General features: G+C 74.6%; 14 protein-coding genes. 3 read left to right on the top strand and 11 right to left on the bottom strand.

Translation table 11 applies throughout. The features are described from left to right. Positions 1 to 17 precede the first annotated feature (17 nt). Entirely contained in the window at positions 18 to 1,727 is a 1,710-nt protein-coding gene (locus tag Dvina_RS06275) for a right-handed parallel beta-helix repeat-containing protein (protein ID WP_246656065.1), read from the top strand. Further along, positions 1,724 to 2,338, top strand: coding sequence for a hypothetical protein (locus Dvina_RS06270; RefSeq protein ID WP_223101397.1), 615 nt, complete (start codon positions 1,724 to 1,726; stop codon positions 2,336 to 2,338). Before Dvina_RS06275 ends, Dvina_RS06270 begins: the two co-directional genes overlap by 4 nt. A gap of 81 nt (positions 2,339 to 2,419) precedes the next feature. Here Dvina_RS06270 and Dvina_RS06265 read toward each other — a convergent pair whose 3' ends face one another. The 8 genes from Dvina_RS06265 to Dvina_RS06230 all read right to left on the bottom strand — a co-directional run bounded on the left by Dvina_RS06265 (position 2,420) and on the right by Dvina_RS06230 (position 15,697). After that, positions 2,420 to 2,902 (bottom strand): TY-Chap domain-containing protein, encoded by a 483-nt coding sequence (locus Dvina_RS06265; RefSeq protein WP_223101396.1) that lies wholly within the window; start codon positions 2,900 to 2,902, stop codon positions 2,420 to 2,422. Then, the gene (locus Dvina_RS06260; RefSeq protein WP_223101395.1) at positions 2,899 to 3,372 is read right to left on the bottom strand and encodes a DUF6301 family protein; all 474 of its coding nucleotides are present in this window, start codon (positions 3,370 to 3,372) and stop codon (positions 2,899 to 2,901) included. The genes Dvina_RS06265 and Dvina_RS06260 overlap by 4 nt, the downstream gene beginning before the upstream one ends. Before the next feature lie 14 nt (positions 3,373 to 3,386). Continuing rightward, the gene (locus Dvina_RS06255; protein WP_223101394.1) at positions 3,387 to 4,250 is read right to left on the bottom strand and encodes an SUKH-3 domain-containing protein; all 864 of its coding nucleotides are present in this window, start codon (positions 4,248 to 4,250) and stop codon (positions 3,387 to 3,389) included. Beyond that, positions 4,247 to 4,849, bottom strand: a complete 603-nt coding sequence (locus Dvina_RS06250; RefSeq protein WP_223101393.1) for an HD domain-containing protein — start codon at positions 4,847 to 4,849, stop codon at positions 4,247 to 4,249. Before Dvina_RS06250 ends, Dvina_RS06255 begins: the two co-directional genes overlap by 4 nt. After that, entirely contained in the window at positions 4,833 to 5,576 is a 744-nt protein-coding gene (locus Dvina_RS06245; protein ID WP_223101392.1) for a hypothetical protein, read from the bottom strand. Before Dvina_RS06245 ends, Dvina_RS06250 begins: the two co-directional genes overlap by 17 nt. A gap of 248 nt (positions 5,577 to 5,824) precedes the next feature. Next, positions 5,825 to 14,830 carry a WXG100-like domain-containing protein gene (locus Dvina_RS55105; RefSeq protein WP_223101391.1) on the bottom strand — a complete coding sequence of 3,002 codons (9,006 nt, stop codon included), beginning with the start codon at positions 14,828 to 14,830 and terminating at the stop codon, positions 5,825 to 5,827. A gap of 38 nt (positions 14,831 to 14,868) precedes the next feature. Beyond that, positions 14,869 to 15,195: a hypothetical protein gene (locus tag Dvina_RS06235; RefSeq protein WP_223101390.1), complete on the bottom strand. Its 327-nt coding sequence runs from the start codon at positions 15,193 to 15,195 to the stop codon at positions 14,869 to 14,871. Between the two features lie 67 nt (positions 15,196 to 15,262). Beyond that, the gene (locus Dvina_RS06230) at positions 15,263 to 15,697 is read right to left on the bottom strand and encodes a YbaB/EbfC family nucleoid-associated protein (RefSeq protein ID WP_223101389.1); all 435 of its coding nucleotides are present in this window, start codon (positions 15,695 to 15,697) and stop codon (positions 15,263 to 15,265) included. A gap of 92 nt (positions 15,698 to 15,789) precedes the next feature. On the opposite strand from Dvina_RS06230, the gene mycP reads away from it, so the two are divergent. Next, a complete protein-coding gene (gene mycP / locus Dvina_RS06225; protein ID WP_246656063.1) occupies positions 15,790 to 17,115 on the top strand; it encodes a type VII secretion-associated serine protease mycosin in 1,326 nt (441 codons plus the stop codon). A 62-nt stretch (positions 17,116 to 17,177) separates the two neighbouring features. Here the strand turns inward: mycP and Dvina_RS06220 are convergent, their stop codons facing one another. The 3 genes from Dvina_RS06220 to eccCa form a co-directional block, all read right to left on the bottom strand. Next, complete coding sequence (locus Dvina_RS06220; protein WP_223101388.1) at positions 17,178 to 18,938, bottom strand: hypothetical protein; 1,761 nt, start codon at positions 18,936 to 18,938, stop codon at positions 17,178 to 17,180. Positions 18,939 to 18,951: 13 nt separating this feature from the next. Next, entirely contained in the window at positions 18,952 to 19,593 is a 642-nt protein-coding gene (locus Dvina_RS06215) for a hypothetical protein (protein ID WP_223101387.1), read from the bottom strand. A gap of 79 nt (positions 19,594 to 19,672) precedes the next feature. Next, positions 19,673 to 23,626 (bottom strand): type VII secretion protein EccCa, encoded by a 3,954-nt coding sequence (gene eccCa, locus Dvina_RS06210; RefSeq protein ID WP_223101386.1) that lies wholly within the window; start codon positions 23,624 to 23,626, stop codon positions 19,673 to 19,675. Positions 23,627 to 23,695 lie beyond the last annotated feature (69 nt).

Below are 23,695 nucleotides of genomic sequence, written 5' to 3'. Positions count from 1 at the left end.
CGATAATGCGAGGGCATTTGCCGACCTCATCACCGGGGGCAACGATTCGCACACTTCTCGTCGCACCGCAGCAGCGAGGTGCGTACGCCACCATCGGCGACGCGCTCGCCGCGGCCACCGACGACTCGGTGATCGCTGTCGCCCCGGGCACCTATGCGGAGGCGATATTCGTCACCGGCAAGCGGCTGAGGCTTGTCAGTGCCGACCCGGCCGGCGGCGCCGTCACGCTCGACGCGGCGGCGATCCCGTACCCGGCCGTCAGCGCCCGCAACGCCGCCCTGACGATCGAGGGCTTCACGCTGCGCTCCGCCGACGCGCCGGCGGTGACGGCCCGCGGGACGCAGCTCGCGCTGCACGACTGCGCCCTGACGGCCGGCTTCGGGCCCGGCGTCGACCTGGCCGGCGGCTCGATCGAGATGCGCCGGTGCACGGTCACCGGCGCGCAGTACGGCGTGGTGGTCGAGGACGCACCGGGGACCATCGACGACTGCCAGATCAGCGAGGTCGCCGAGGACGGGATCATCGTGCGGATCGGGGCCGACCCGGTGATCACCGGAACCGTCGTGCGCGGCTGCGGGCGGCGGGGCGTGTACGTGTACCAGTTCGGCCGACCGACGATCGAGGGCTGCGAGGTGACGCAGACCGGCGACGCCGGGATCGCCGTGGCCCACCAGAGCGCGCCGACGATCCGCCGCTCCAGGATTCACGACACCCGGGGCGCCGGCATCACCGTCGCCCGCGGCTGCGGCGGCGCGATCGAGGAGTGCCAGATCGAGAACACCGGCGTGCCGGCCGTCGACATCGCCGAGGGCGCGACCACCACGCTCGTCAGCGCCCGGCCCGACGCGGCGCCGCTGACGATCGGCGACGGCGCCCCGGCCGCCGGCGGTGACGCGGCCGCCGTCGAGGCGCTGCTGGCCGACCTGGACGCGATGGTCGGCCTGGCCGGGGTCAAGGACGAGGTGAGGGCGCTGATCGACGAGATCCAGGTCAACGAGTGGCGGCGCAGCGCCGGGCTCTCGGTGGGCGCGACGGGTCACCACCTGGTCTTCGCGGGCGCGCCCGGCACCGGCAAGACGACCGTCGCCCGCATCTACGGCAAGCTGCTGGCCGCGCTCGGAGTGCTGCCGATGGGCGCGTTCAAGGAGGTCTCGCGGCGGGACCTGGTCGGGCAGTACCTCGGCCACACCGCCGAGAAGACGTCGGCCGCCTTCGAGGAGGCGCGCGGCGGGGTGCTGTTCATCGACGAGGCGTACACGCTGTCGCGGACCATGGGCTCGGGCGGCGACTTCGGCCAGGAGTCGATCGACACGCTCGTGAAGCTCATGGAGGACCACCGGCACGAGATCGCGGTGATCGCGGCCGGCTACACCGCCGAGATGGACGAGTTCATCGCGGCCAACCCCGGTCTGGCGTCACGCTTCACCAAGACGATCGTCTTCGAGAACTACTCACCCGAGGACCTGGTCCGCATCGTGCGGCGCATGTGCGCGGCCGACGACTACGCCCTCGCCGACGACGTCGAGCCGGTGCTGCTGCGCCACTTCGCGGCGGTCGAGCGGGACGCCGGCTTCGGCAACGCCCGCGACGCCCGCAAGCTCTTCGAGAGCATGCGCAAGGCTCAGGCCCAGCGCCTGCGGGTGCTCGGTCGCCGGCCCACCCTCGACGAGCTGCGCCTCCTGCACCGGGCCGACCTGGAGGCCGTGGTCGGGACCGCCGGCTCATGACCTGGCCGCGGATGCCCGGCCCGCAGCTGCGCGAGCCCGAGGAGTTCCGGGCGACCTGGGCGCAGACCTGGCACAACTACGCCAAGCCGTTCCTGGCCGCCAACGTCGTCGTCGCGCTGCTGTGCTTCATGATCGGCTACGTCGTCGGCGGCTACGTGGGCTGCGTCCTGCTGCCGGTCGCCGTGGTCGGCGGCGTGACGCTGCTGCAGCGGGTGGCGAGCCGCGGCCACGGCCTGCGCCTGTCCCCGACCGGCGTGGAGTTCCTGCGCCGCGACGGCGTCGTCGTGCGCATGCGCTGGCCCGACATCCAGGGCGTGGTCGTCATCAACCGCCGCTCCGGCACGGTCATCGCCCCCTACGGCGTGGGCCGGGCCGCCGCACAGGCGGGCGCCGACATGTTCGCCGACGCCAACACGGGCCCGGGCCTCACCGGGGTCGGCGAGATCCTGAGCGCCGACCAGGCCGCTCGGCAGCGGCAGCTCGGCCCGGCGTGGGTGGCGATGGCCGACCCGCAGACGGTGCACATGAGCCTGATCCTGATCGACCGGGCCTGGACCGCGGGCCGCATCGGCGACTGGCTCCGCCACTACCGCCCCGGCCTGCTGCCCTAGTCCGGCGCCCGGCCGGCCCACGCCAAGCCGGCCCACGCCAAGCCGGCCCACGCTGAGCCGGCCCACGCTGAGCCGGCCGCGCTAGGCCGGGGCCCCGGGTGCGCGCAGCGGCAGCGCTTCGACGCCGGGCAGGTCGAGCGTCCGGTAGCGGTTGCCCTCCAGGGCCTCCCAGGCGCGGTAGCCCAGGTGCTCCGGGCCCGGCACCCCGTTCACGTCGCGCAGGGCGGCGACGACCCCGGCGACGATCTCGCGGTACTCCGCGCTCGTCGGCGGGTAGGCGACTGTCCGGTGCCACCAGAAGGTCTCGGCGGGGTCGGGCGGCAGCCAGCCGTGCGACCCCAGGATCCGGCGGTCCTCAGGGGTGTCGGCCCGGGTGTACTCCGCGTCCCCCAGCCGCTGCCCGGACACCTCGGCCCACAGCGACTGGCGCCCCTGGGCGAACTGCGCGGACAGCCAGGACCGCTCCTTCCAGACGATGACGACCGTCATGCCGTCGCCCAGGCGGCTCAGCTCGGTGCGCAGGGCCGCCGCGAACTCGTCCCACGCCGGCGTCGGGGCCGTCATTCGTCGCCCTCCAGGTCGATCGTGCGCCACAGGTAGAGCGCGACGTCGAGGCCGCCGCGCACCAGCGTCAGCGCCGACTCGCCGAAGTGCCACTTGAGCGCCGGTGAGCCGCCCCCGGACAGGCCGGCGGGCTCGCCGAAGTGGGCGATGAGCGCGCGGCCGGCCATCGAGAACACGTCCTGCACGAAGTCGCGGTGCTCCGGGCCGAGCGGCCGGGGCAGCGGCGCGTGGACGGGCACCGCGACGGTCTCGGCCGAGCCGTCGGCGGCCAGGCCCACGCTCGCCGGCCCGACGCCGAGGCCCGCGTCGCCGAAGCGGGAGAACTCGTTCACGGTCTCCAGCTGCGGATAGCCCAGCGCCAGCAGGACCCGCTCGGGCTGCACCCGGCGCAGCAGCGGCGCCACGGTGAGGAGCTTGCGGGCCAGCGCGACGACCTCGTCGCCGTCGAGCGCCCGCACGTCGGTCACCATGCGCTCCACCATAGCTACCGGACCCAGCCCGCCGCGGCGCGCAGCGCCGGGTCGACGGCGGCCCCGCGGATCAGGGAGGTGAGCGCCTCGTCGATGTCCCGGCCCAGGAACCGCTCGTGCTCGGGGTCGGCGCAGACCGTGCCGATGCCCGCCTCGGGGTGCAGCACGATCTCGGCCGCCCACTGCGGGACCGAGCCGATCGGCAGCAGCGGGCCGCCCAGCCGCCGCTGCGCGGCCGCGATGAGCGCCGGGTCGCTGGGCTCGCCCTTCGGCCGGGTCAGGAAGCCCGTCACGCGCCAGTCGCGGGCGTACCCGTACGCCGGGAACGCCAGGTCGCCGAACTCCGCGAGGACGGCCCGGCGCTGCGGGTCGAGCGCCGGGTCGACGGCGATCTCGCGGCCGGGCACCCAGCCGACGGTCAGCAGGAAGTCGAAGACGTCGGGCGGCAGGCGGAACTGCATCGGCGCGGCCGGCTCGAACGGCCCCGGCGCCCGCGCCAGCAGCGCCTGGTGGGCCTGGCCGCACCGATCGGCCCGGATACGCCTCGGGTAGTGGCCGCTGCGGGCCATCAGGTCGAGCAGGTCCGCGGGCGGGGCGACGCCGTGGCGCTCGTAGTAGTACTCCAGCGCGAGCGGCCAGATCCAGATGCCGTCGGTGCGGTACCCCCGCGGCACCGCCGGCTCCGCGCCGGGGTCGAGCGCGTCGCGGCCTCTGGTGAGGGGGTCGCGGATGACCCAGGACCCGCTGCGCAGGTAGCGCAGAATCCGGGCGTGGCGCCGGTTGCCGGCCGCCGTGATCTGGCCGGGGACCAGCTCGCCGCCGGTCTGCGCGCCGAGGACGACGAACCGGAACGGCTCACCTGACGCATCGACGTTCATACGGCCGGGTCCGTGGTGTCCGGGTCCGTGGTGTCCAGGTCGGCGTGGTCGGCCTGCCACTGGCGATACCACTCCTCGAACCATCCGCGGCCGGCCGCGAGGGGGACGATGGTGGCGACCGTCTCGCGGTAGTAGGCGGCCCGCTTGGCCGGGCGCGGGTGCGTGCGCAGCCGCTGGACGTTGCTGAGCCGGTCGGCCAGCTTCACCGCCAGGGCCGCGTCGGGGGCGCCGCGCAGCCGCTGCAGGTACGCCGCCCGGTCGCCCTCCTTCGTCACCCAGCCGACGAGCTCGGCGACCCCCGGGCCGAAGCGCTCCCGCACCTCGTCGAGGGTCGTCGGGGTGTCCTCGACGACGTCGTGCAGCACCGCCGCCCGCAGCACGTCCGGGTCGCGCTCGCCGACCGCCTCGACGAGCACGTCAAGGGCCTCCAGGAGGTGCTCGGCGTACGGCTCCCCGGCCGGGCGCCGCTGCTCACCGTGGCGCTGCACCGCGAACTCGACGGCCGCGTCGAGCCCGGCCAGCGTGGTCTCCGGGAGGCGCCCCGCGAATCGCGACCTCAGCGCCGGCCAGCCGGCCGAACCGTCAAACGTGCGCAGCATCGCCGGAGCCTCCCTGCGGGTCGAATGTCGTGGTGTCAACCTCCGGCGACGAGCCCGAGAGGTTGAGCGCGCGATCGCGACGATTCCAGGCCACGCTCATCGTGTACTGCGAGAAAGTGGCCGAGAACGTGACGTAGGACGGCGACTCCTCGGGGGCCGCCACGGCCCACCCGTTGGCCCGCAGCCAGTCCGCGACCGGCAGCAGCGCCGCGTCGGGCCCGGCCCCGGCGGGCGGGACGGCGAGGTAGCCGGCGTCGAGGCGGAACCGCTCCTCGGCCGGCACGACGGAGCCGGGGCCGATCCGGTGCACGGCGGGCTCGCGGGTCCGCACGACCCGCGCCCCGGGGACGGCCGCCGCGGCCGCGGCGAGCTGGGCGTCGAGCCACGGCTTGGCCTGCTCCAGCCAGCGCCGCAGCTCCTCCTGACCGGCCGGGCCCGGGGACCCGTCGGGGCGGGGCCGCACGCCGATCGGCTCGCCGCGCTCGATGTGCCGGGCCCGCCACTCGGGCCAGGAGGGCAGCCGGGGGCGTGGGGTTTCGGGGAGTACCGCCGAGGACTCCACCTCCCCGATGAGCCGCAGGTCGTGCAGGGCCCGCCAGCCGGCCTCGACGTCGGCCCGCACACTCTGCTCGTCGGGGTAGTCGCGGCCGTCGACGGCGAAGACGGGCCGCACATCGTCGTACGCCTCCCCGATCAGGAAGACGTGCAGCGTCTCACGCTCGGTCATGCGCCCTCCGCTTCGCTCCGGCCGCCCGACCGTCGAACTGCACCCCTGATGACCGGCCCCTCCGCTTCGCTCCGGACCGGTCATGCGCCCTCCGCTTCGCTCCGGCCGCCCGACCGTCGAACTGCACCCCTGATGACCGGCCCCTCCGCTTCGCTCCGGACCGGTCATGCGCCCTCCGCTTCGCTCCGGCCGCCCGACCGTCGAACTGCACCCCTGATGACCGGCCCCTCCGCTTCGCTCCGGACCGGTCATGGGACGTCCTCGAGCTGGTCGCGGGCGGCGGCCTCGCGCGATGCCCGGCGGACGGCCTCGGCCTCGGCGGCCGAGATGGCGACGGAGGGGTTGTACAGCGAGTGGTGTTCGATGTCCGCCGCGATCGACGCGCGCAGGGTGGCGAGCCGCAGCTCGAACGCGTACCGGCGGCCGTCGGCGTCGATGCCGATCGTGAGCGGGATGGCGCGCCGCTGCGGGTGCTCGGGCTCCGGCGAGGCGTACATGTTGCGCACCTTCAGGATCCGCCCGCCGTCGCCCACGCCGAAGCGCTCGCTGACGAGCTCCAGGGCGCGCCACAGGCTCACGGTGTCGGGCACGGTGATCCGGGCGCTCACCGCGTCGAGGATATCGCCGACGCGGTACCCCGGACGGCCGGGCGTGTGCCCTCGGCCCCGGCTCAGGCGGGCGACCCTGTCGATGAGGCCGGCGGCGTCCTCGACCCGGCTGCTGTACGTCACCGGCCCGTCGGCGCCGCCCCGGACCGCAGTCGTGATCTCGCACAGCGCCCGGTCGACGGCGGGCTGCAGCGCGGTCCGGAGGCGCTCGGCGTAGTCCTGCACCCGGGCCCGCTCGGCCGGTGTCGGGTCAGCGCCCACGGTCAGGGCCGGGTCGGCCGCCTGGAGCCCGGCGACGTGGACCTCCACCCGGGTGCGCTCGACGCCGTCGACGGCGACCCGGTTGACCCAGCGCGGGACCTGCGCGTAGAGCGGCCCGCGGCCCGGGTGGTCGGCCAGGAACAGCTCCAGGCTGCCGCCGTAGGGGGCCAGGGCGTCGCCGGCGGCCAGCTCCTCGATGTGCCACAGCACGAGCGCGCGCAGCGCCGGGTCGCGCAGGACGCCGGTGCCGCCGAGCGCGTGCGGGTCGTCGAGCAGCCGGCCGACCACGCCCGCCAGCTCCGGCGAGTGCCGCGCGGCCCGCTCCTTGCCGAGGCGCTGCGCCCCTAGAGTCGCCGCAGCAGGATCCGGCGCAGCTCCGGGTCCGACGGGATCATCGTGCGCGCCGACTCCAGGATCTGCTGGGCCTGCTCCCGGGTGATCTCCTGCGAGCCCGGCGGCGGACCGGCCGCCCAGGATCGCCGTGAGGTCCGCAGCGATATAACTGCCGCTCGCATCGTCCCCGGGGTGGCCTCCGCGATCGTCACCTGCTCCGGCGCCTCCGGGTCCGGCGTCACGTGATACGTGTACGGCACCGGCGGGCTCTGCTCCACCGTGAGCATCACGCCCTCGGCCGCCGGGGTCGGTGTCGTGTGCTCCAGCACCACGGTGACCCAACCCTCCCGCCGGTCCCGCGGGCTCTGCGCCTCGACCGCCAGCACCGTCGCCCGGGCCCCGGCCCCGTTGCCCAGCCGCATCCCCGGCTCGATGATCCCCCCGAGCGGGAAGCCCGAGACCATCAGCCCCCGGCCCGGCCAGTCGAACACCTTCTCCACCACGATCCGGATCATCGGCGCCCCCTTCGTGCTCGCGCAGTGCCGCGGCAAGCGTGCGCGGGTCGGCGAGCGCGGCCGGGCCGAGCACCAGCACCCGGCCGCCCGCCTCCGGCGGCCGGATCGCGACGACGCCCTGCTCGTCCAGGTAGCGCCCGAGCTCCGCGTCCCCGGCCACCCACACCTCGACCCCGGCCGTGTCGATCCCCGCCGCCCGTGCGATCGCCTGCACCGTGCCGGCACCGACCGGCCGGACCGGCCCGTACGGCGGCCGGACGCCACCCGACGGCGATCCGCCCTCGTACGGCGGCCGGACATCGCCCGGTAGCAGCCCACCGTCGTACGGCGGCCGGACGCCACCCGGTCGCGAGCCACCGTCGTGCTGAGGCCGGACATCGCCCGGTCGCGGGCCACCGTCGTCCGGTGGCGGGACGTCGTCGTACGGCGGCCGGAGGTCGTCGTGCGGCGGCCGGACGTCGCGCGGTGGCGGGCCGGCCGCGTGCAGGCGGGCGACCAGGGCGGCCGGGTCCTCGTAGCCCTCGTAGCGCAGGTGGAGCTCGTAGCGGCCGAACTCGATACGGCGGAGCTCGGCCACGTGGAGCCGCGCGCCCGCGCCCAGCAGTGCGTGCACCTCGGGGCCGCGCTCGCCCGCGCGGGCGACCCAGGCGATCGGGGTGCCCGCCGGTGCCTCCACCACGACCCGGACCTGCTCCGCGTGCGGCCGCGCGCCGGCGTCGCCGTCCAGGTGCGTGAACGTGTCGAGGGTGACGTGCCCGTCGACCAGCCGCGGCAGCTCGCCGGCGTGGGCGATGCCGAGGTCGCGCAGGTCGACCCGGCCGTGCAGGCGCAGGTCGCCGGTCGTCTCCCGCATGGCGCCCTGGATGCGGTAGGCGTCGGTGCGGGCGTCGGCGGTGCGCGCCTCGCCGGTGCGCAGGAAGTGCTCGACCGCCTCTCGACCCATTCCCGAGGTGTACTGCGTGAGCGCCCTGCGCTGCGCCCCGCTCCACAGGTCCGCGTGGCCGGCCGCCTGCTCGGCCGCGTACTGCGGGGCCGGCTCGGCGAAGCGCGGGTCCTCCAGCTCGAAGCGCGGCCGCCGGATCGTGGCGAGGTCGAGCTCGGTGACCGCCGCGTGGTGCGCCCGCCCGTCGGGCGAGCCGAGGTACTCGCCGAGCATCCGCTCGTAGCGCGGCGTCCCGCCCGCCGCCACGACCGCGGCGTCGACGGCCCGGGCGGCTTCGTGGACCGTCATCCCGTGCGCCAGGCCGCCGGTGTGCTCGTGGGCCCGCCGGCGCAGGATGTCGTACAGCTCCCGGCCGTCGGGGCCCTCCCGGTAGTAGCCGAGCTCCTTGCGGACCGCCCCGGCCATCCGCTCGATCTCCGGCGGGATCGGCGGGCGCCAGTGCCGCTCGATCGCCAGGTCCCGCCGCCCGGCCAGCTCGGCCGCCAGACGGGCGGCCGGCTCCCCGGTCAGCCCGCCCGCCGCCACGAGCGCGGCGATGTGCTCGTCCGACAGGCTGCGCAGCGCGGCCGTCGCCTCGTGGTGATCGCGCGGGCCGTGGAGCGGCTCACCGCTCACGTCATGCAGCGGCGCCGCCCCGACCCGCTCGGCCAGCAGCCGGTCGAGCTCGACGAGCACGTGGTCCGGCCGCGCCGCCGGTCGCGGCGCACGCACCGCGGCGCCCGGCTCGGCACTGCCCGCGCTCGGCCCGCGCAGCCGGTCGAGCTCGCCCGTGATGCGGTCGCGGAGGTGGTCCGCGCCCTGATAGGCCAGGTCGGCGTCGCCGGTGGTGTGCGGGTGGCGGGCGAACTCGGGCAGCCCGGCGTCCGGCCCGTCGGCCCGCGGGGCCTGCAGGAAGTCCCGGACCCCGGCCGCGTCGACGTGGAGCACCGCGCCGCCGTTGAGCCGTACCTCCACGATCGCCGGGGCGCCGGTCCGGTCGCCGCCCTCGGCCACGTCCAGGAGCCGCACGCCGGCCACGCCGTCGATCGCGCCCGGCCGGTCGAGCTCGGCCAGGGCCCGGTCGAACGCCGCCGCGCCGCGGGCCGTGGAGTGCGCGGTCGGGCCGCGGCCGGCCCCGGCCCGGAACTCGGCCTCGCTGAGGTCGGCGCCGTGCAGCAGCAGCGCGTCCCGGGCCGCGGCGACGTGGTCGGCGACCGGGCGGTAGTGGCCGCTGGCGTTGTCGACGCCCGTGACCCGGCCGTGCTCGACGTTCAGCGTGCCGGCCCCGTCGACCCGGCCGCCGGCGAACAGGCTGGAGTGGCGGGTCTCGTCGGCGCCGAACGGGTACGCGTGGATCTCCTGCGTGCTCGGGTCGACGGCGTAGATGTACTCGCCGTGCAGCGGCAGGCCCTCGGCGTCGTACAGCCGGCCCCCGGTGCACCGGACGGCGCTGCGGGCCTGCTCCTGCGCGTTGAAGTAGGGCACGCGGTCGCGCCGGTCCTCGGCGAGGATCTCCGGCGTCAGCCCGAGCGCGGCGGCCGGGTCGTGCAGCCGCGGGCCCTCGACGGTGATCCGCGGCTCGGGCACCGGGTGGGCCGGATCGGGCTGGGTGAAGTCGATGCGGGTGTGCTCGATCAGCCGGGCGGTGGCCGCGTCGATCCCGGGCCCGGCGTGGACGACGATCCGCGGCGGCGCGCCGTCGACCCAGGTCCGCGGGTCGGCCGCGCCCCGCAGCAGCCCGCGCACGTGCGCCTCGACGGCGTGCGGCTCCGCGCCGTGGAAGGTCATCGGCAGCGGGAGCTCGGCGTGCCAGACCCGGCCGCCGGCGCCGCTGAGGACGCCGTGCACGGCCTCGGGGTCGTCGGGCCCGGACAGCGACGGCGGCAGCTCACCGCGGGCCGCCGCCCGCTCGGCGAGCAGGTCGAGCACCTTGAAGTTGGGCCGGAGCCCGTCCTGCTCGAAGAAGTTGTGGGTGCCGTCGTCCGGGCCGCGCACGAACCAGAACTCCCGGACGTGGGTCGTGCTGGTCCCGTCGATCACCGCCGGCCGGCCCGTGCGCGGGTCCCGGGGGTGCGTGGCGGCGTCGCCCGGGACGAGCGGGGGCGGCCGGTCGAGGACGGTGGTGGTCACCTTGTGGTACCCGATCGTGACGTGGCCCCGGTGGATCGCTTCGAGGAGGCTCGGGTGCCTGACGTACAGTCGCAGCATCGTGGGATCGTTTTCGAGCATCCACTTCAGGTAGGGTCCGGTGCCCTGCTCGACCCGGCCCCCGAGCTCGCGGTCGTAGCGCGTCCCGAGGCCGCTGGAGCCGCCCTTGGCCTCCCAGATGTCGAGCCGGTTGTAGCCCGGCTCGCCGTTGCGGGACTCGTCGTAGCGCAGCGCGATGATGTCCAGCTCGTTGGGCCGGGCCGAGACCGGGTCGCCGTGCACCGTCACGTGCTCGGGGTCGACGACCAGGCCGGCGTGCTCGCCCGACGGGTGCATGATCTCGTGGTGGGCCACCCCGAGGCCGGCGTGCATGGCCGCCTCGCCGCTGGCGATGCGCACGCCGTTCATGTCGCGGTGGTACGTGTCGACGCTCGACTGCACCGCCCGGATGAGGTCTTCGGTGCCCGGGAATCGGCTCAGCTCGGCGATCGTGCGCCTGCAGCGCGCGCCGGGCTCCAGGTCCTCCTCCGTCTTCGACCCGGGGCCGAGGAGCTCCTCGATCCGGCCGAGCAGCTCCCTGCGCCGGACCCGCTCCAGGTCCGCGGCGTCGCGCGCCTCGTAGTACGCCTGCGAGGCGTCGTGGACCCCCTTCACCGGGTCCTTGGGCAGGGCGTCGTCGGGCCGGACCGGGTGCGCGGCGGGATCGAGCTGCACGGCCCGGGCCTGGAGGTCCTGCCGCTCGGCCGTGTGCCAGTCGGTGGCGAAGCCCGCGCGGTCGACCAGATTGCCTTCGGCGATGCGCCAGGTGCCCTTCGGGTCGCCGTGGATGTGGTACTTCCCGTCGGCGATCCCGGTGTACATGTCGACCTTGACCGTCGTGCCCCGGTGCGTGACCTCGTCGGACAGGTCGTAGGTGTCGTAGAAGTGGGTGCGGGTGTCCTCGCCGGCCATGTCGGGGCGGGCCGGCGCGCCCTCCTCGGCGGCCGCGTGGTGCAGGCCTGTCGCGTGGTCCAGCGGCACCAGCGGGTCGCCGTGCGCGTCGACGGTGATCGACCAGACGCCGGCCACGTTGTCGTGGTAGATCGGCCCGTCGTCCGAGATCAGGCCGCGCTGCATGTCCACCCAGACGATGTCACCGTGGATGTTCAACGCGTTGAACGCGTGGCCCTCGGCGGAGTCGCTCCACTTCACCACGACGATCGAGCCCGAGCCGGGCCCGGCCTCACGCAGCTGCCGCTCGACGCCGTCGAAGCCGCGCACGTCGCCGCCCTGCATCTCCCACTGCCCGCCGGTCCACCGCGAGATGCGGTCGGCCGCGCCGTGCTCACCGCCGGCGAGCGGGTCGCGCATGGAGCCGGCGACGGTGGGCTCGCCGCGGTGGTTGGCCAGCGTGGCCATGGAGACCTCGCCGCAGTTGTTGTTGCGGCCGGGCACCTTGTGGCCGCCGTCGTTGTACTCGTGCGCGAAGTCGCCCCGGCGGACGTCGGGCTGCCGCAGCGGGTTGCCGTGCTCGTCGCGCGGGAACTTGTCGTTGAGGGCCTGGACGTCCCGGTCGCTGGGGGCGCGCACGTCGGCGGTCCGGGTGTCGGCGACGGTCTGCTCGTCGACGCGCCCGAGCGACTCGGGCGGCCGTTCGTGCGGGCCGGCCGGGGAGTCGTGGGCGCCGGCCGCGGGAGCGTGCGGGCCGGTGGCCGGTTCGTGGGCGGCGGCGATCTCGCTCGGGTCGATCGAGTGGATGCCGAAGTCCTCGATGAAGGGCCCGCAGGTGTCACAGGGCGGCGCGTAGTCGCCGTGCTCCTGATACGTGCCCTCGCCGATCCAGTGCGTGCCCACGACGCCGTCGCGGAGCTGCTCGCGGGCGAACACCGGGAAGTCCCCGGGCTCACCGGTCGCCCGCCACTGCGCCTCGAGCTCGTACAGCTTGTCGGACACCAGCACGACCTCGGCGCACCGGCCGTGGTTGATGCCGGTCCGCCCGTCCGGGTCCCGCGCGGCCGCGGCCTTGATCTCGTCGAGGACGCGCGCGGCCTCGGGGTGCAGCTCGAGGTGGCGGACCGAGCCGTCGGCCGCCTTCATCGGCCGCGTGCTGGTGTGGCTGCGGATCGTCGGCTCGTCGGGCGTCAGCATCGCCGCGGCGACGCGCACCCGGTTCTTGCGGCCGAGCCCCTCGCCGTCGGCCTGGCGCTGGACGGCGTCGGCGAGGTCACGCGCGGACGCGTCGGTCGCGACCTTGCCCTCCCGGCTGCCGGGCTCGCCCTCGAAGTGCCGCGGCGGCCCCTCGTAGCTGCGGGTTCCGTCGGCCGTGCGGGTGCCCGACAGCTTCGACGCCGGCTCGTCGCCCCCACCGCCGGGCCGGTCCCCGGGCGGCGGTGGCGGGTCGTCGCCCCCACCGGCCGGCCCGTCGCCGCGCCCGCCCCCGGGCCCGTGGTCGCGCCCCGGGCCGGCCGGCTCCGCCCCGTGGCCGCCGCCGGTGTGCCCGGCCGGCGCCTCATGCACCGGGACGGGCCGCGTGGGCACCGCGCCGGGTGGCTGCTCCCCGCCGCCGATCCGCACGGGCATGTCGTCGAGGCGCGGCCGGGGTACGAACAGGGCGACCGGCTCCTCGGCCCGGTGCCGCCCGCCCGCCTCCCCGCGTCCCGGCTGTCCACCGCCGTCGCGGGCCGGCTCGCCGCTCTTCTCGGGTGCGCGGAAGGATCCGTTTGTCTGGTTCTGCTCCCGCGTACGTCCGCCGTCAGTGGTGCGCACGCCGTCGTTCGACCGGGTGTTCTCGCTCCCGCGCCCGGCGCCGTCGCTTGCCCGCCCCGCGCCGTCGGCCGTGCGCGCGCCGGTCTCCGCTGTCCGCCCGCCGGTTTCATTCGTGCGGGCCCCGCTCTCTGCGGTGCGGGTTCCCGCGTCCGTGGTGCGAGTGCCGGTCTCGGCCGTGCGGGGCCCTGTTTCGGCCGTACGGGGTCCTGACTCGGTCGTACGGGGTCCTGTTTCGGCGGTGCGGGGTCCTGACTCGGTGGTGCGGATGCCGTCAACTGCTGCGGCCGGCCTGTCCGCGCCCACGAACGCCGCGGGGTGCTCGGCCACCACCTCGGATCCACTGTGGACCTTCGTGTCGATCTCGAATCCACTGTGGACACCCTCGCCGGCCCGCTGCCCGACCGGCTCGCCACTGCCGTGCTGCGTGCTGACCGGTTCACCGCCGTTCGCGTGCTGAGTGACGACCGGGTCGGCTGCGCCGCGGACCGGGGCACCGGTGGCGGTTTCCAGGGTGGTGGTGATCGAGCCGCCCGTCGCGTGGTCGGCGGCCGGGGCCAGGGACTGCCCGTCGCCCGGCGTGAAGCCCGCCCCGGCCACGTCGACGCCGGCGTGGTCGCCGGTCGCGATGAAGCCGTCGGCGCCCGGCCCGGTCTCGCCTGTCGCGATGACCGGGTCGCCGGTCAGGCCCGCGGGTGCGCTCGTGTCGACGCCGTGCGCGCCCGTCTCACCCGCGGCGGCCGCCGGGTCGCCGTCGACGTGCGTGGTCTCGACGCCGTGGGCGCCGGTTCCCGGGGCGCGGACGGCGCCGATGCCGCCCATGGTGCCGCCCATCGCCGCGCCCGCGAGGAAGGTCTCCAGGGAGATGCCCTGGGTGATGTTCTCCCAGCTCCAGTCGCCGGTCATGAAGCCCGTGGTGAGCATCATCGAGGCCGGCATGATCAGGGCGTTGGACGCGCCGTGGACGGCGGCGTTGGCGGCGACCCGGGGAAGGGCGTTCTTGACCGGCAGGTGGACGAAGTTGAGGGGGAAGGTCAGCGCGCCGGTGATGGCCCCGGAGACGAGGCTGTTGAGCAGGGAGTGGGTGTCGAGCTCCCGGCGGGTGCCCTCGGCGATCTGGATCTGCTGGGCCAGGTAGTCGGTGCCGACCGAGAATGCGATCTGCTGGACCTCGTGGATCACGAACTTCACGAACAGCTTGCGGACGATCCCCTTGCCCACCCACGCGATGAGCCGCTGGAGCACGCGCCCGGCGATGGTGCGGGCGGTGGCGACCGCGGCCCCGGCGGCCGCCTCGGAGCCGCCGAAGGTGAACGCGGCCAGGATCTGGCAGATGACGATCGTGATCACCGTGACGACGAGGGTGATCATCAGGACGAGCTTGGCGTATTCGATCTCCATGGCCGCGTTCTCGGCGGCCGCGGAGTAGTTCATGGCGATGTCGGCGACCTGCGGCAGGCCGTGCTCGGGGCCGACGGCGAGCGCGTTCCAGTAGGTGTTGAACGCCTCGCCGGCGTCGCCGCCCCACGCCTGCGCGACCTGCATCGCGATCGTGTCGGCGTTGTTCAGCAGGCCGTTGAGCTCGGTGCCCAGATCCTGCCAGGCGCGGGCGAGGTCACGCAGGTGGTCCTCGTTGCCCTCGGGCCACGCCGAACCGCCGCCGATGATGCAGACGGCGTCCCACAGCCAATCGACGGGATGGAGGTCGGGCTTCTCAATGGCCAACTTGGACGGCTCCCCGCCTCAGTCCCGCCGGGACCGCGTCACTTCTTGAACCACTGGGCGGTGAGGTCGTCGACGTCGACGACGCCCTGGACGCCCTCCCGGATCTGCTCACCGAGCTTCGACACGGCGATGACCATGCTCTCGCCGCCCTCGAGCACGCTCGTGCAGGGCGGATTGTCGCCCTCCAGGTAGTTCTTGTTGAAGTTCCGGCCGGGCTCGTCGTTGCCCCACGGCTGCGAGGCGTTGAGGTGGTCGATGCGGGCGCGCAGGGCCCGCCACCGCTTCAGCATCGCGTCGCCGGCGGAGCTCATCTGGGCCGCGCCGTTGAGCGCCTGGGTGGGGTTGACCGCGGTGCTGTCCGTCATCGCTGCTCCTGCTCGCCGATGAACGCCGTACCCATATCCACGTCCACGAATTTTACGGCGGATGCGTTCATCGCCGCTCCCCGCCGGCCCTCTCCCCGTCCCGCCGATCCTGGTCCTCGGCCAGCAGGTCGAGCTCCGAGTCGAGCCGATGGGTCATGCCCTGCAGGTCGAAGGCGAGGTGGGCCTGGACCTCGGATTCGGCCATGAACGGCTTGCAGGCGTCGGTGACCTGCCGCATCGCGTCGGCCGCGGCGGCCTGGACGGCCTTGGTGATGGACTGGGCGAGGTGGCGCGAGTCGGGCCGGCGGTAGACGCGCGCGTCGATGTCGAGGCGGATCAGCTGGCCGCGCGGCCCGACAACGGCGGTGATGAAGCCGTCGTCCGACTTCGCCGTGGCCGTGATCGTCTGGAGCTTCTGCTGCAGCACCGCCAGGCCGCCGCGCATCCGGTCGAGCTCGCCGAGCAGCTCGTCGGCGCGTCCCCGGAGCGCACGGTTGTCCATGGTGCCCTCCCCGCAGCCGGCTTTTCAACCGTACGATAGCCGCCGACGGCAATTCGCCACCAGTGCGATCGATCCGGCAGAGGGGCTCCGACGTGCAGCGCAGGGGATGGTTCGCCGCGCTCGCCGCGGCCGTTGCGCCGCTCGCGGTGGCGCTGCCGGCGCGGGCGGCCCCTCCCCCGGCCGGCGTCTGCAACAACCCTGCCAAAGCGGGTGAGGTGGTCAAGGAGACGCCCTGGGCCCAGCAGACGTTCGACGTCGACCGGATCTGGCCGGCCACGACCGGCGCCGGGCTCACGGTCGCGGTCGTCGACTCCGGCGTCGACGGCGCCCATCCGCAGCTCGCGGGCCAGGTCCTGCCCGGCTTCGACTTCCTGCGCAACGCCGCCGGCGCGGACTTCGACTGCACCTCCCACGGCACCGCGGTGGCCAGCCTGATCGCGGCGAAGCACGCCGACGGCGTCGGCTTCGAGGGCCTCGCGCCGGGCGTGCGCATCCTGCCGATCCGCGTCTCCGACCACGAGGAGGGGACGAACGGCGAGGCGGTGACCCCTGAGGTCTTCGCCAAGGCGATCCGCTACGCCGCCGACCAGAACGCCCGCATCATCAACATCTCGCTCAGCCTCGACACGGACTACCCCGCGGTCGCCCAGGCCGTCGACTACGCCACCAACACCAAGGGCGCGCTCATCGTCGCCGCCGTCGGCAACCACCACGCCAACGCCGACCCGACCCCGCCGCCGATCGGCTCCGACCGCCCGGCGATCCCCAGCGACCCGCCGTCGTATCCGGCCGCCTACGCCAACGTCCTTGGCGTCGCCGCGATCAACCAGGACGGCACGCGGGTCGACGACTCCCAGGTCGGCAACTACGTCGACATCACCGCCCCCGGCAACCTGGTGCTGGCCGCCGCCCGCGACCACGGCCACCAGTACTACAAGGGCACCAGCTTTGCGGCCCCGATCGTCAGCGCGGCCGCGGCCCTGGTCTGGGCGGCCCAGCCGGGCCTCAAGAACGCCGACGTGGCCTGGCGCCTGCAGATCACCGCCGACCGCATGGCCGGATCGAACCGCAGCAACGAGTTCGGCTACGGCCTGGTCGACCCGTTCCGCGCGGTCTTCGAGACGCTGCCGAAGGACACCGGCGCATCGCCCGCCCCGATCCCCGCGGCCGCCCACGACCCGGCCGCCGCGGCCCGCGCGAACCGGTGGGCGACCACCGGCCGCATCGCCGCCCTGATCGGCGCGGCCGTCCTCGTCGCCGCCCTGCTCACCTTCGCCATGCGCACCGCCGTCCGCCGCGGCCGCGCGCGCCGGTGGCACCCGGGCACGGTGCGCCAGGCCCCGCGCCCCGACCGCGACCCGGACATCGAGCCGGAGGACGTGTTCTTCGCGCTCCCCACCCGCTCCCACCCGGACTGACCGCACGCCGCACACCGCTCCCCCACGCCGAGGAGCCCGGCCACCACGGCCCGGGCGGTGCGTCAGGCGGTGCGGCCGATGGCCGGGCCCTGCTCAGGCGGTGGGGCCGGGCGTTGCGGAGTGTCGATGACCGGCTGGTTCGGGCGTTCGACAGCCCACAGCTCGTCCTCCCCCGCCTCGACGTCGTGGTCGTGGTCGGTCGTGTGGTGGTCGCGGCGCTGGGCCGGCGGGCGGGCGTTCGGGCCCCACGGCGACTCGCCGCCGCGGCCGCGCAGGGTCGGGGCGCGGCCCTCGCCCTCCGGTACCGGGCCCGCCGGGTTGCGCAGGCCGCCGCGGCCCTCCAGGGTGGGGCGGCCCGCCTGGCGCTTGAACGCCTCCTGCTCCTCGATCGGCAGCCCGGGCGCGCGGCGGCCGCTGAGGTTCTCGCCGGGAGCGGCGCCGCGGCCCGCGCCCCGGGGACCCTGGGGCAGGCCGTTGCCACGACCGCCCAGGCGCTCGTGCTCCGGGCCGACGTGGCCCGCCGGGCCGGACCGTCCCCGGCGGCCGCTCAGCCGGGGCAGCTGCGGGCTGCGGGGAGCGCCGGTGCGCGGGGTCTCCTCCGGCAGGGCCGGGCCGCGCGTACCGCCCGGCAGGCGGCCCTTCGCACCGCGCAGGTCGGGGTTGCCGCGGCCGGGTGGCAGCGGCGGGCGGCCGCTGGCGCCGGGCGGCGGGCGCAGGCCGGACAGGTTCGGGCGGCCCGGGAGCTGCGGGCGCAGACTGCCGGGGCCGCTCTGGCCCAGGCGCTGAGCCGTCTGCGCCGGGTCGAGGTTCGCGAGGCCGCCGGGCGTGCGCAGGTTGGGGCCGCCCGGGAAGCCCGGCATTCCCGGCAGGCCGGGCAGGCCGGTCGGGACACCCGGGCCCGGTGCGGGCGGCAGGTGCAGCTCCGGCAGCGGCGTCACCGGCGGGGCGACAGCGCCGCCGGCCAGCGTGAGCCGGTGGTCGGGGTCGTAGCCGGGCACGCCGAGGCCGGGCAGCGAGGGCTGCGGCTGCGCGCCGGGTTCGGCCGGGTCGATGTGCGGGATCGACGGCGGCCTGAGGATCGGCGGCGGCGGGATGCTGCCGCCGGGGCCGCCGTTGTGGATCGTCGGCGCCACCGCCACTGCCGCGTTCGTCGGGCCCTTGTACCGCGAGCCGTGCGTCAGGAACGTGTAGTAGACGTTGAGGTAGGTGTCGGCGAGATCCTTGACGTACGGCTTGATCTGCGCCGTGTACGCCTTGATCAGGCGCTTCTTGCGGTCGTTCTCGGGCTCGGTCTCGGTCACCATGCCGCCGTAGGCGACCCCCGAGCTCTGCAGCGAGACGGCCGCGGCCGAGCCCGGCACGCTGCCCGGGTGGTTGATCGCCTGGACATATTCGTTCCAGACGGCAAGGGCCTTTTTCTGGTTGTACTTGATCGTGCTCGCGATGACGTCGAGCCCTGTCGCGTTGGTGTTGGCGACCTCCTTCCACTCATCGATGGAGGAGAGCGAGGCGCCGATCTCGCGCAGGAACACCTTCGCCGCGTCCGAGTCCCACTTCGTGGCCAGCTCGTCGGTGTACCGCTTCAGGTTGCGGCTGGTGTTGTCCAGCAGCGTGTGGATGCGCCGCCACATGTCGGCCAGGGCCGTCGCCCGGGCGTCGGAGTCGATCTGGATCCACGGCCACATCAGCTCGATGGTCGTCGACTCGGCGTCCCAGTCCGTCGGGTTGTAGTCGACGATCTGGTTCGAGGAGCCGTAGTTGTCGTACTGCGAGACGCTCGGGGGCAGCGTGTACTTGACGTATCCGTAGTACGTGTCGCTCATGACCGCCCCCGTCTCACTTCTGCTTCAGCGGGTCTTCGGGGGCCGCCATCGCGTTGCTCTCGTTGTCGTACACCTGGTAGGTGTGGCCGCCCTCGCCGACAGTGAAGCCCTGGTCCCACGTGTTGAAGTAGGACGAGCCGTCGACCGGCGGGATCGTCCCCTCCACCTCCGCGCGGTGCTCGGCGGCGTTGGCCGAGCCGGTGAAGGCGCCCTCGGTCGTGCCGGGCTGGGCCTGCTGAGCGTTGACCTCGTCCTGCAGCGTCCTGCCGTCGGTGGGCCAGAACACGTCGTAGACGTCGTCGACGTTGGCCTTGCCGAGGTCGTCGCCGCCGAGGTACTCGTAGTAGATCCCCAGCGCCGCCTGCGCGATGGCCTGGAGGCTGAGCGAGACGTCCTTGAGCATCTCGTTCTGCGCCGCGAGCACGTTGGCGTGCACCCCGCGGTAGAGCTTGGCCTCACCGAAGCCGGCGAACGTGGACTGGACCCTGGCCATCGGCAGGACGCCGTCCTTGAGGTTCGAGTTGAAGTCCTCGATCTCCTTGCTGACGAGCCTGACGTAGTCGCCGAGGCTCGCCACGTTGACCTTGACCGGGGAATGGTCGATCGGAGTCCAGCCGTCGTGCCCTGGTGTCCACCCGTCGCCGTCGTGTGTCATTCGCCCTCCCCGCCGGCCGGACCAGATCCATCGAACTCAATCATCATACTTGCCACGCACCATCGAAAACATCGGTTCATCAGCTCGGCGGCGGGCGCCAGGCGAGCTGGACGAGCCGGCCGCCCGCCTTGCGGGTCACGTAGTAACCGCGGCCGGGCGGCTGGTGCGACGAGCGCACGTTGCCCAGCAGCGCGCCCTCGTCGCGCTCGCCGGACAGCAGCACGCCCGGCGAACCGAGCTCGCGCAGCCGCATGAGCACCGGCTCGTAGAGCGCCCGGCTGGCCCCGCCCGTGCGCCGGGTCAGGATCAGGTGCAGGCCCACGTCGCGGGCCTGGCTGAGGAACTCCAGCAGCGGCGTCACCGGGTTGGTGCTGCCGCCGGCCACGAGGTCGTAGTCGTCCACGAGGACGTACAGCTCCGGGCCCTTCCACCAGCTGCGGGTGCGCAGCTGCTCGATCGTCACGTCCGGGCCGGGGAGCCGGGCCTTCAGGACCGACACGACCTCGGTGATGATCGTCTGGGCGGTCTGCGCGGAGGTACCCGTGCCGATGAGGTGTTTGCTGTCGAACGCGCCGAGCAGGCTGCGCCGGTAGTCGATGACGATCATCCGGGCCTCGTTCAGCTCATAGCGGTCGATGAGCGCCTGGCCGAACGCCCGCAGGAACGCGCTCTTGCCCGACGCCGAGTCGCCGAAGAGCAGGAAGTGCGGGTCGGCGTCGAAGTCGACCCAGACCGGGCGCAGGTCGGCCTCGGCGATGCCGATCGGCAGGCCGGAGCGCTCGCGATCGGTGACCGGCAGGCTCTCGTACGGCAGCGTCGCCGGCAGCAGCCGCACGGGCGGGGCGCCGGCCGCGGGCCACGCCTGGCGGATCTCGGCGACCAGCTTCTCGACGCCGTCGGCGAGGTCCTCGGTGGTCGGCTGCCCGTCGAGGCGCGGCAGGGCACCGAGGAACTGCAGGCCGCCGGGGACGACGCCGCGGCCCGGGGTGCGGTCGGGCACGTTCATCGCCGCCCGCCGGTCGAGCTGCGAGTCGCCCGGGTCGCCCAGGCGCAGCTCGAGGCGGCTGCCGAAGAGGTCACGGATCGCGGGCCGCACGTCGTTCCAGCGGGTGGCCGAGGCGATGACGTGCACGCCGTAGGTCAGGCCGCGGTTGGTGAGTTCGTTGATCGTGCCCTCGAGGTCCTCGAAGTCGGAGCGGATCGTCGACCAGCCGTCGATGACCAGGAACACGTCGCCGAACGGGTCGTCGGCGTACTGCCCGGCGCGGCGGGCCCGGCGGTAGGTCGCCATGGAGTCGACGGCGGCCGCGGTGAAGCGCCGCTCCCGCTCGCCCAGCAGCACGAACAGCTCGGCGACGGTGCGGCGCACCGCGCCCGGGTCGAGCCGGGTGGCGACGCCGCCGACGTGCGGGACCTCGCGCAGCGTGCCGAGCGCGCCGCCGCCGAAGTCGAGGCAGTAGAACTGGGCCTCGCGCGGGGTGTGGGACAGGGCCAGGCTCAGGATCAGGCTGCGCAGCACGGTGCTCTTGCCGCTGCCCGGGCCGCCGACGACGACCGCGTGCCCGGCCGAGCCGGCCAGCTCCCACCAGACCGGGTCGCGCCGCTGGTCCAGCGGGCGGTCGACGATGCCGACGACGGCGTGCAGGCTGCCCTGCAGCTCCGGGACCTGCACGGTCAGGCCGCGCTCCGGGTCGACGAGGCGGGCCGGCAGCAGCGCGTCGAGCGTCGGCGGCTCGGCCAGCGGCGGCAGCCAGACCTGGTGGGCCGGGACGCCCTTGCCGCGCATCCGGTCGACGAGGAGGTCGAGGAACGTGTCGCCGACCGCGTGCTCGTCCTCCGGCACGACCGCCGGCTCCTCGGTCACCGGCGGGGCGACGTACCCGCTGACGTAGTCGCGCACCACCGGCCCGCCACCGGCCGCGCTCATGGCGACGGCGGCGTCGCGGCGGTACACACCCGAGACGTATGCGGCGCGGAACCGCACGAGCGGCTCGGTGCCGTTGCGCAGATAGCCGTGGCCGGCCGCCCGGGGCAGTTCGAACGCGGCGACGTCGCCCAGGACGATGCGGCTCTCGACGGCTGAGAACGTCCGCAGGCCGATGCGGTACGACAGATGCGTGTCGAGGCCCCTGAGGCGGCCCTCCTCCAGCCGCTGCGAGGCGAGCAGCAGGTGCACGCCGAGCGACCGGCCGACCCGCCCGATCTGCACGAACATGTCGATGAAGTCGGGTTTGGCGGTGAGCAGCTCGCTGAACTCGTCGCAGATGATCAGGAGGCTGGGCAGCGGCTGCAGCGGGGCGCCGGCGGTGCGGGCCTTCTCGTAGTCGCGCTGGTTGGCGAACATGCCGGCCTTGCGCAGCAGCTCCTGGCGGCGCAGCAGCTCGCCGTTTATCGCGTCGGTCATGCGGTCGACGAGGGGCAGCTCGTCCTCGAGGTTGGTGATCACCGCGCTGGTGTGCGGCAGCACGTCGAGCTTGGTGAAGGTCGCGCCGCCCTTGAAGTCGATCAGGACGAAGTTGAGCACCTCGGAGCTGTGCGTGACGGCCAGGGCCAGCACCAGCGTGCGCAGCAGCTCCGACTTGCCGGAGCCGGTGGCCCCGATCAGCAGCCCGTGCGGGCCCATGCCGTCCTGCGCCGACTCCTTGAGATCCAGCTCGACGAGCTGCCCATCGGGCGACCAGCCGATCGGCACCCGCAGACGGTCCCGCTGGGGGCGCGGCACCCAGTGGCGCTGCGGGTCGTACTCGTCCGGCGAGCCGATCTCCAGCAGGTCGGACGGGTCCATGACCCCGCCCGCGCGCTGCTCGGTGCGCGAGGCCGCCGAGAGCCGCAGCGGCGCCAGCTGCAGCGCCAGCCCCTCGGTCTCGGCCAGGCTGAGCCGGTCCGCCTTCCCGACCTCGGCCCGGCCCTCGAAAGTGCTGCTGGACAGCACGCCGCCGGGCTCGATCGACAGCACGAGCGCCGTCGGGTCGAGCAGCCGCGGCGGCGGGCTCGACAGGTCAAGCACGGTGACGCCCTCGACGCCGCCCTCCGTCATGAGATGGTCGGAGCCCAGCACGTCGCCGCCGTCGAGCACGACGATCAGGTGCGGCCCGCCGACCCGCTCCCCGCCGCTGACCGGGTTGAACCGCGGCCGCGCGCCGAGCACGTCGTCGAGCATCGCCTCCAGCCCGGGCACGTTCGTCGACACCAGGCGCAGCTGCCCCAGCGCGTCGTGGCGGCTCGGGTGCAGCCCGTGCGGGAGCCACTTCACCCACTCCCACTGCGCGGTGGTGGCGGGCGCCGCGCACACCGCGACGATCAGGTCGTCGGGCGCGTGGAACGCCGCCGCCTGGGCCACGATCGCCCGGGCCAGGCCGCGGGTCTGCTCGATGTCGCCCTGCATGTAGACCCGGGCGAAGCCGTCGAGCGCCATCACGATCGGCAGGTCGTCGACCGACGCGTAGGTCGTCATGAACCGGCGCAGCGCGACCGCGCACATCGGGTCGAGGTCCTCGAGCGGCCGGCTCGCCGGCGGCACCAGCGGGGTGGCCAGATCCTGCGGGCCCAGCGCGATGCGGACCATGCCGAAGTCGGCGTCGCCGGGCCGCCGCTCCCACAGCCGCTGCCCCGCGGGAATCGACCACAGCGCGTCCGGGTCGGGGTAGCGGTACAGCTGCGTCGCCCGCTGCTTCTGCCCGGCCCGGCGCACCTGGCGGCGCCGCTGCGCGAGGTGGCGCATGTAGTTGCGCCGGGCCAGGAGCATCTCCTGGCGCCCCGGCCCGGCGCTCTGGCCGAGCTGGGAGGCGAGCATGCCGATCGCGGACAGGCCGAACATCGCACCTGTCATGTAGGCCAGGGGGCCGCCGCGCTGCCCCGCGAACATCAGCGCCATCGAGCCGGAGCCGGCCAGCATCGGGATCATCATGAGCATCTGCGCCCAGCCGCGGCCGGTGGGCGCGGGCACCTCGGGCGGCGGCTCCAGCAGGACCTCGCCCGAGGGGTACTCGGGCTCGGGCCGACGGGCGGGCCGGCGGCGCAGGACAGTGCTCACGTCGAGCTCGACCTCCCCGTTGCGACCCCGTTCGAACAGCAATGCTAACCAGTGGGCTGCTAGGTTGGG

It is taken from the genome of Dactylosporangium vinaceum (genome assembly GCF_019904175.1).
Lineage (GTDB): Bacteria > Actinomycetota > Actinomycetes > Mycobacteriales > Micromonosporaceae > Dactylosporangium > Dactylosporangium vinaceum.
This window is presented reverse-complemented; position numbering and strand designations above follow the sequence as displayed.

Excerpts from the sequence above, each read along its gene's own strand:
- Dvina_RS06270 (WP_223101397.1), top strand. The coding sequence starts at position 1,724 with ATGACCTGGCCGCGGATGCCCGGCCCGCAGCTGCGCGAGCCCGAGGAG.
- Dvina_RS06265 (WP_223101396.1), bottom strand. The coding sequence starts at position 2,902 with ATGACGGCCCCGACGCCGGCGTGGGACGAGTTCGCGGCGGCCCTGCGC.
- Dvina_RS06260 (WP_223101395.1), bottom strand. The coding sequence starts at position 3,372 with ATGGTGACCGACGTGCGGGCGCTCGACGGCGACGAGGTCGTCGCGCTG.
- Dvina_RS06255 (WP_223101394.1), bottom strand. The coding sequence starts at position 4,250 with ATGAACGTCGATGCGTCAGGTGAGCCGTTCCGGTTCGTCGTCCTCGGC.
- Dvina_RS06250 (WP_223101393.1), bottom strand. The coding sequence starts at position 4,849 with ATGCTGCGCACGTTTGACGGTTCGGCCGGCTGGCCGGCGCTGAGGTCG.
- Dvina_RS06245 (WP_223101392.1), bottom strand. The coding sequence starts at position 5,576 with ATGACCGAGCGTGAGACGCTGCACGTCTTCCTGATCGGGGAGGCGTAC.
- Dvina_RS06235 (WP_223101390.1), bottom strand. The coding sequence starts at position 15,195 with ATGACGGACAGCACCGCGGTCAACCCCACCCAGGCGCTCAACGGCGCG.
- Dvina_RS06230 (WP_223101389.1), bottom strand. The coding sequence starts at position 15,697 with ATGGACAACCGTGCGCTCCGGGGACGCGCCGACGAGCTGCTCGGCGAG.
- Dvina_RS06220 (WP_223101388.1), bottom strand. The coding sequence starts at position 18,938 with ATGAGCGACACGTACTACGGATACGTCAAGTACACGCTGCCCCCGAGC.
- Dvina_RS06215 (WP_223101387.1), bottom strand. The coding sequence starts at position 19,593 with ATGACACACGACGGCGACGGGTGGACACCAGGGCACGACGGCTGGACT.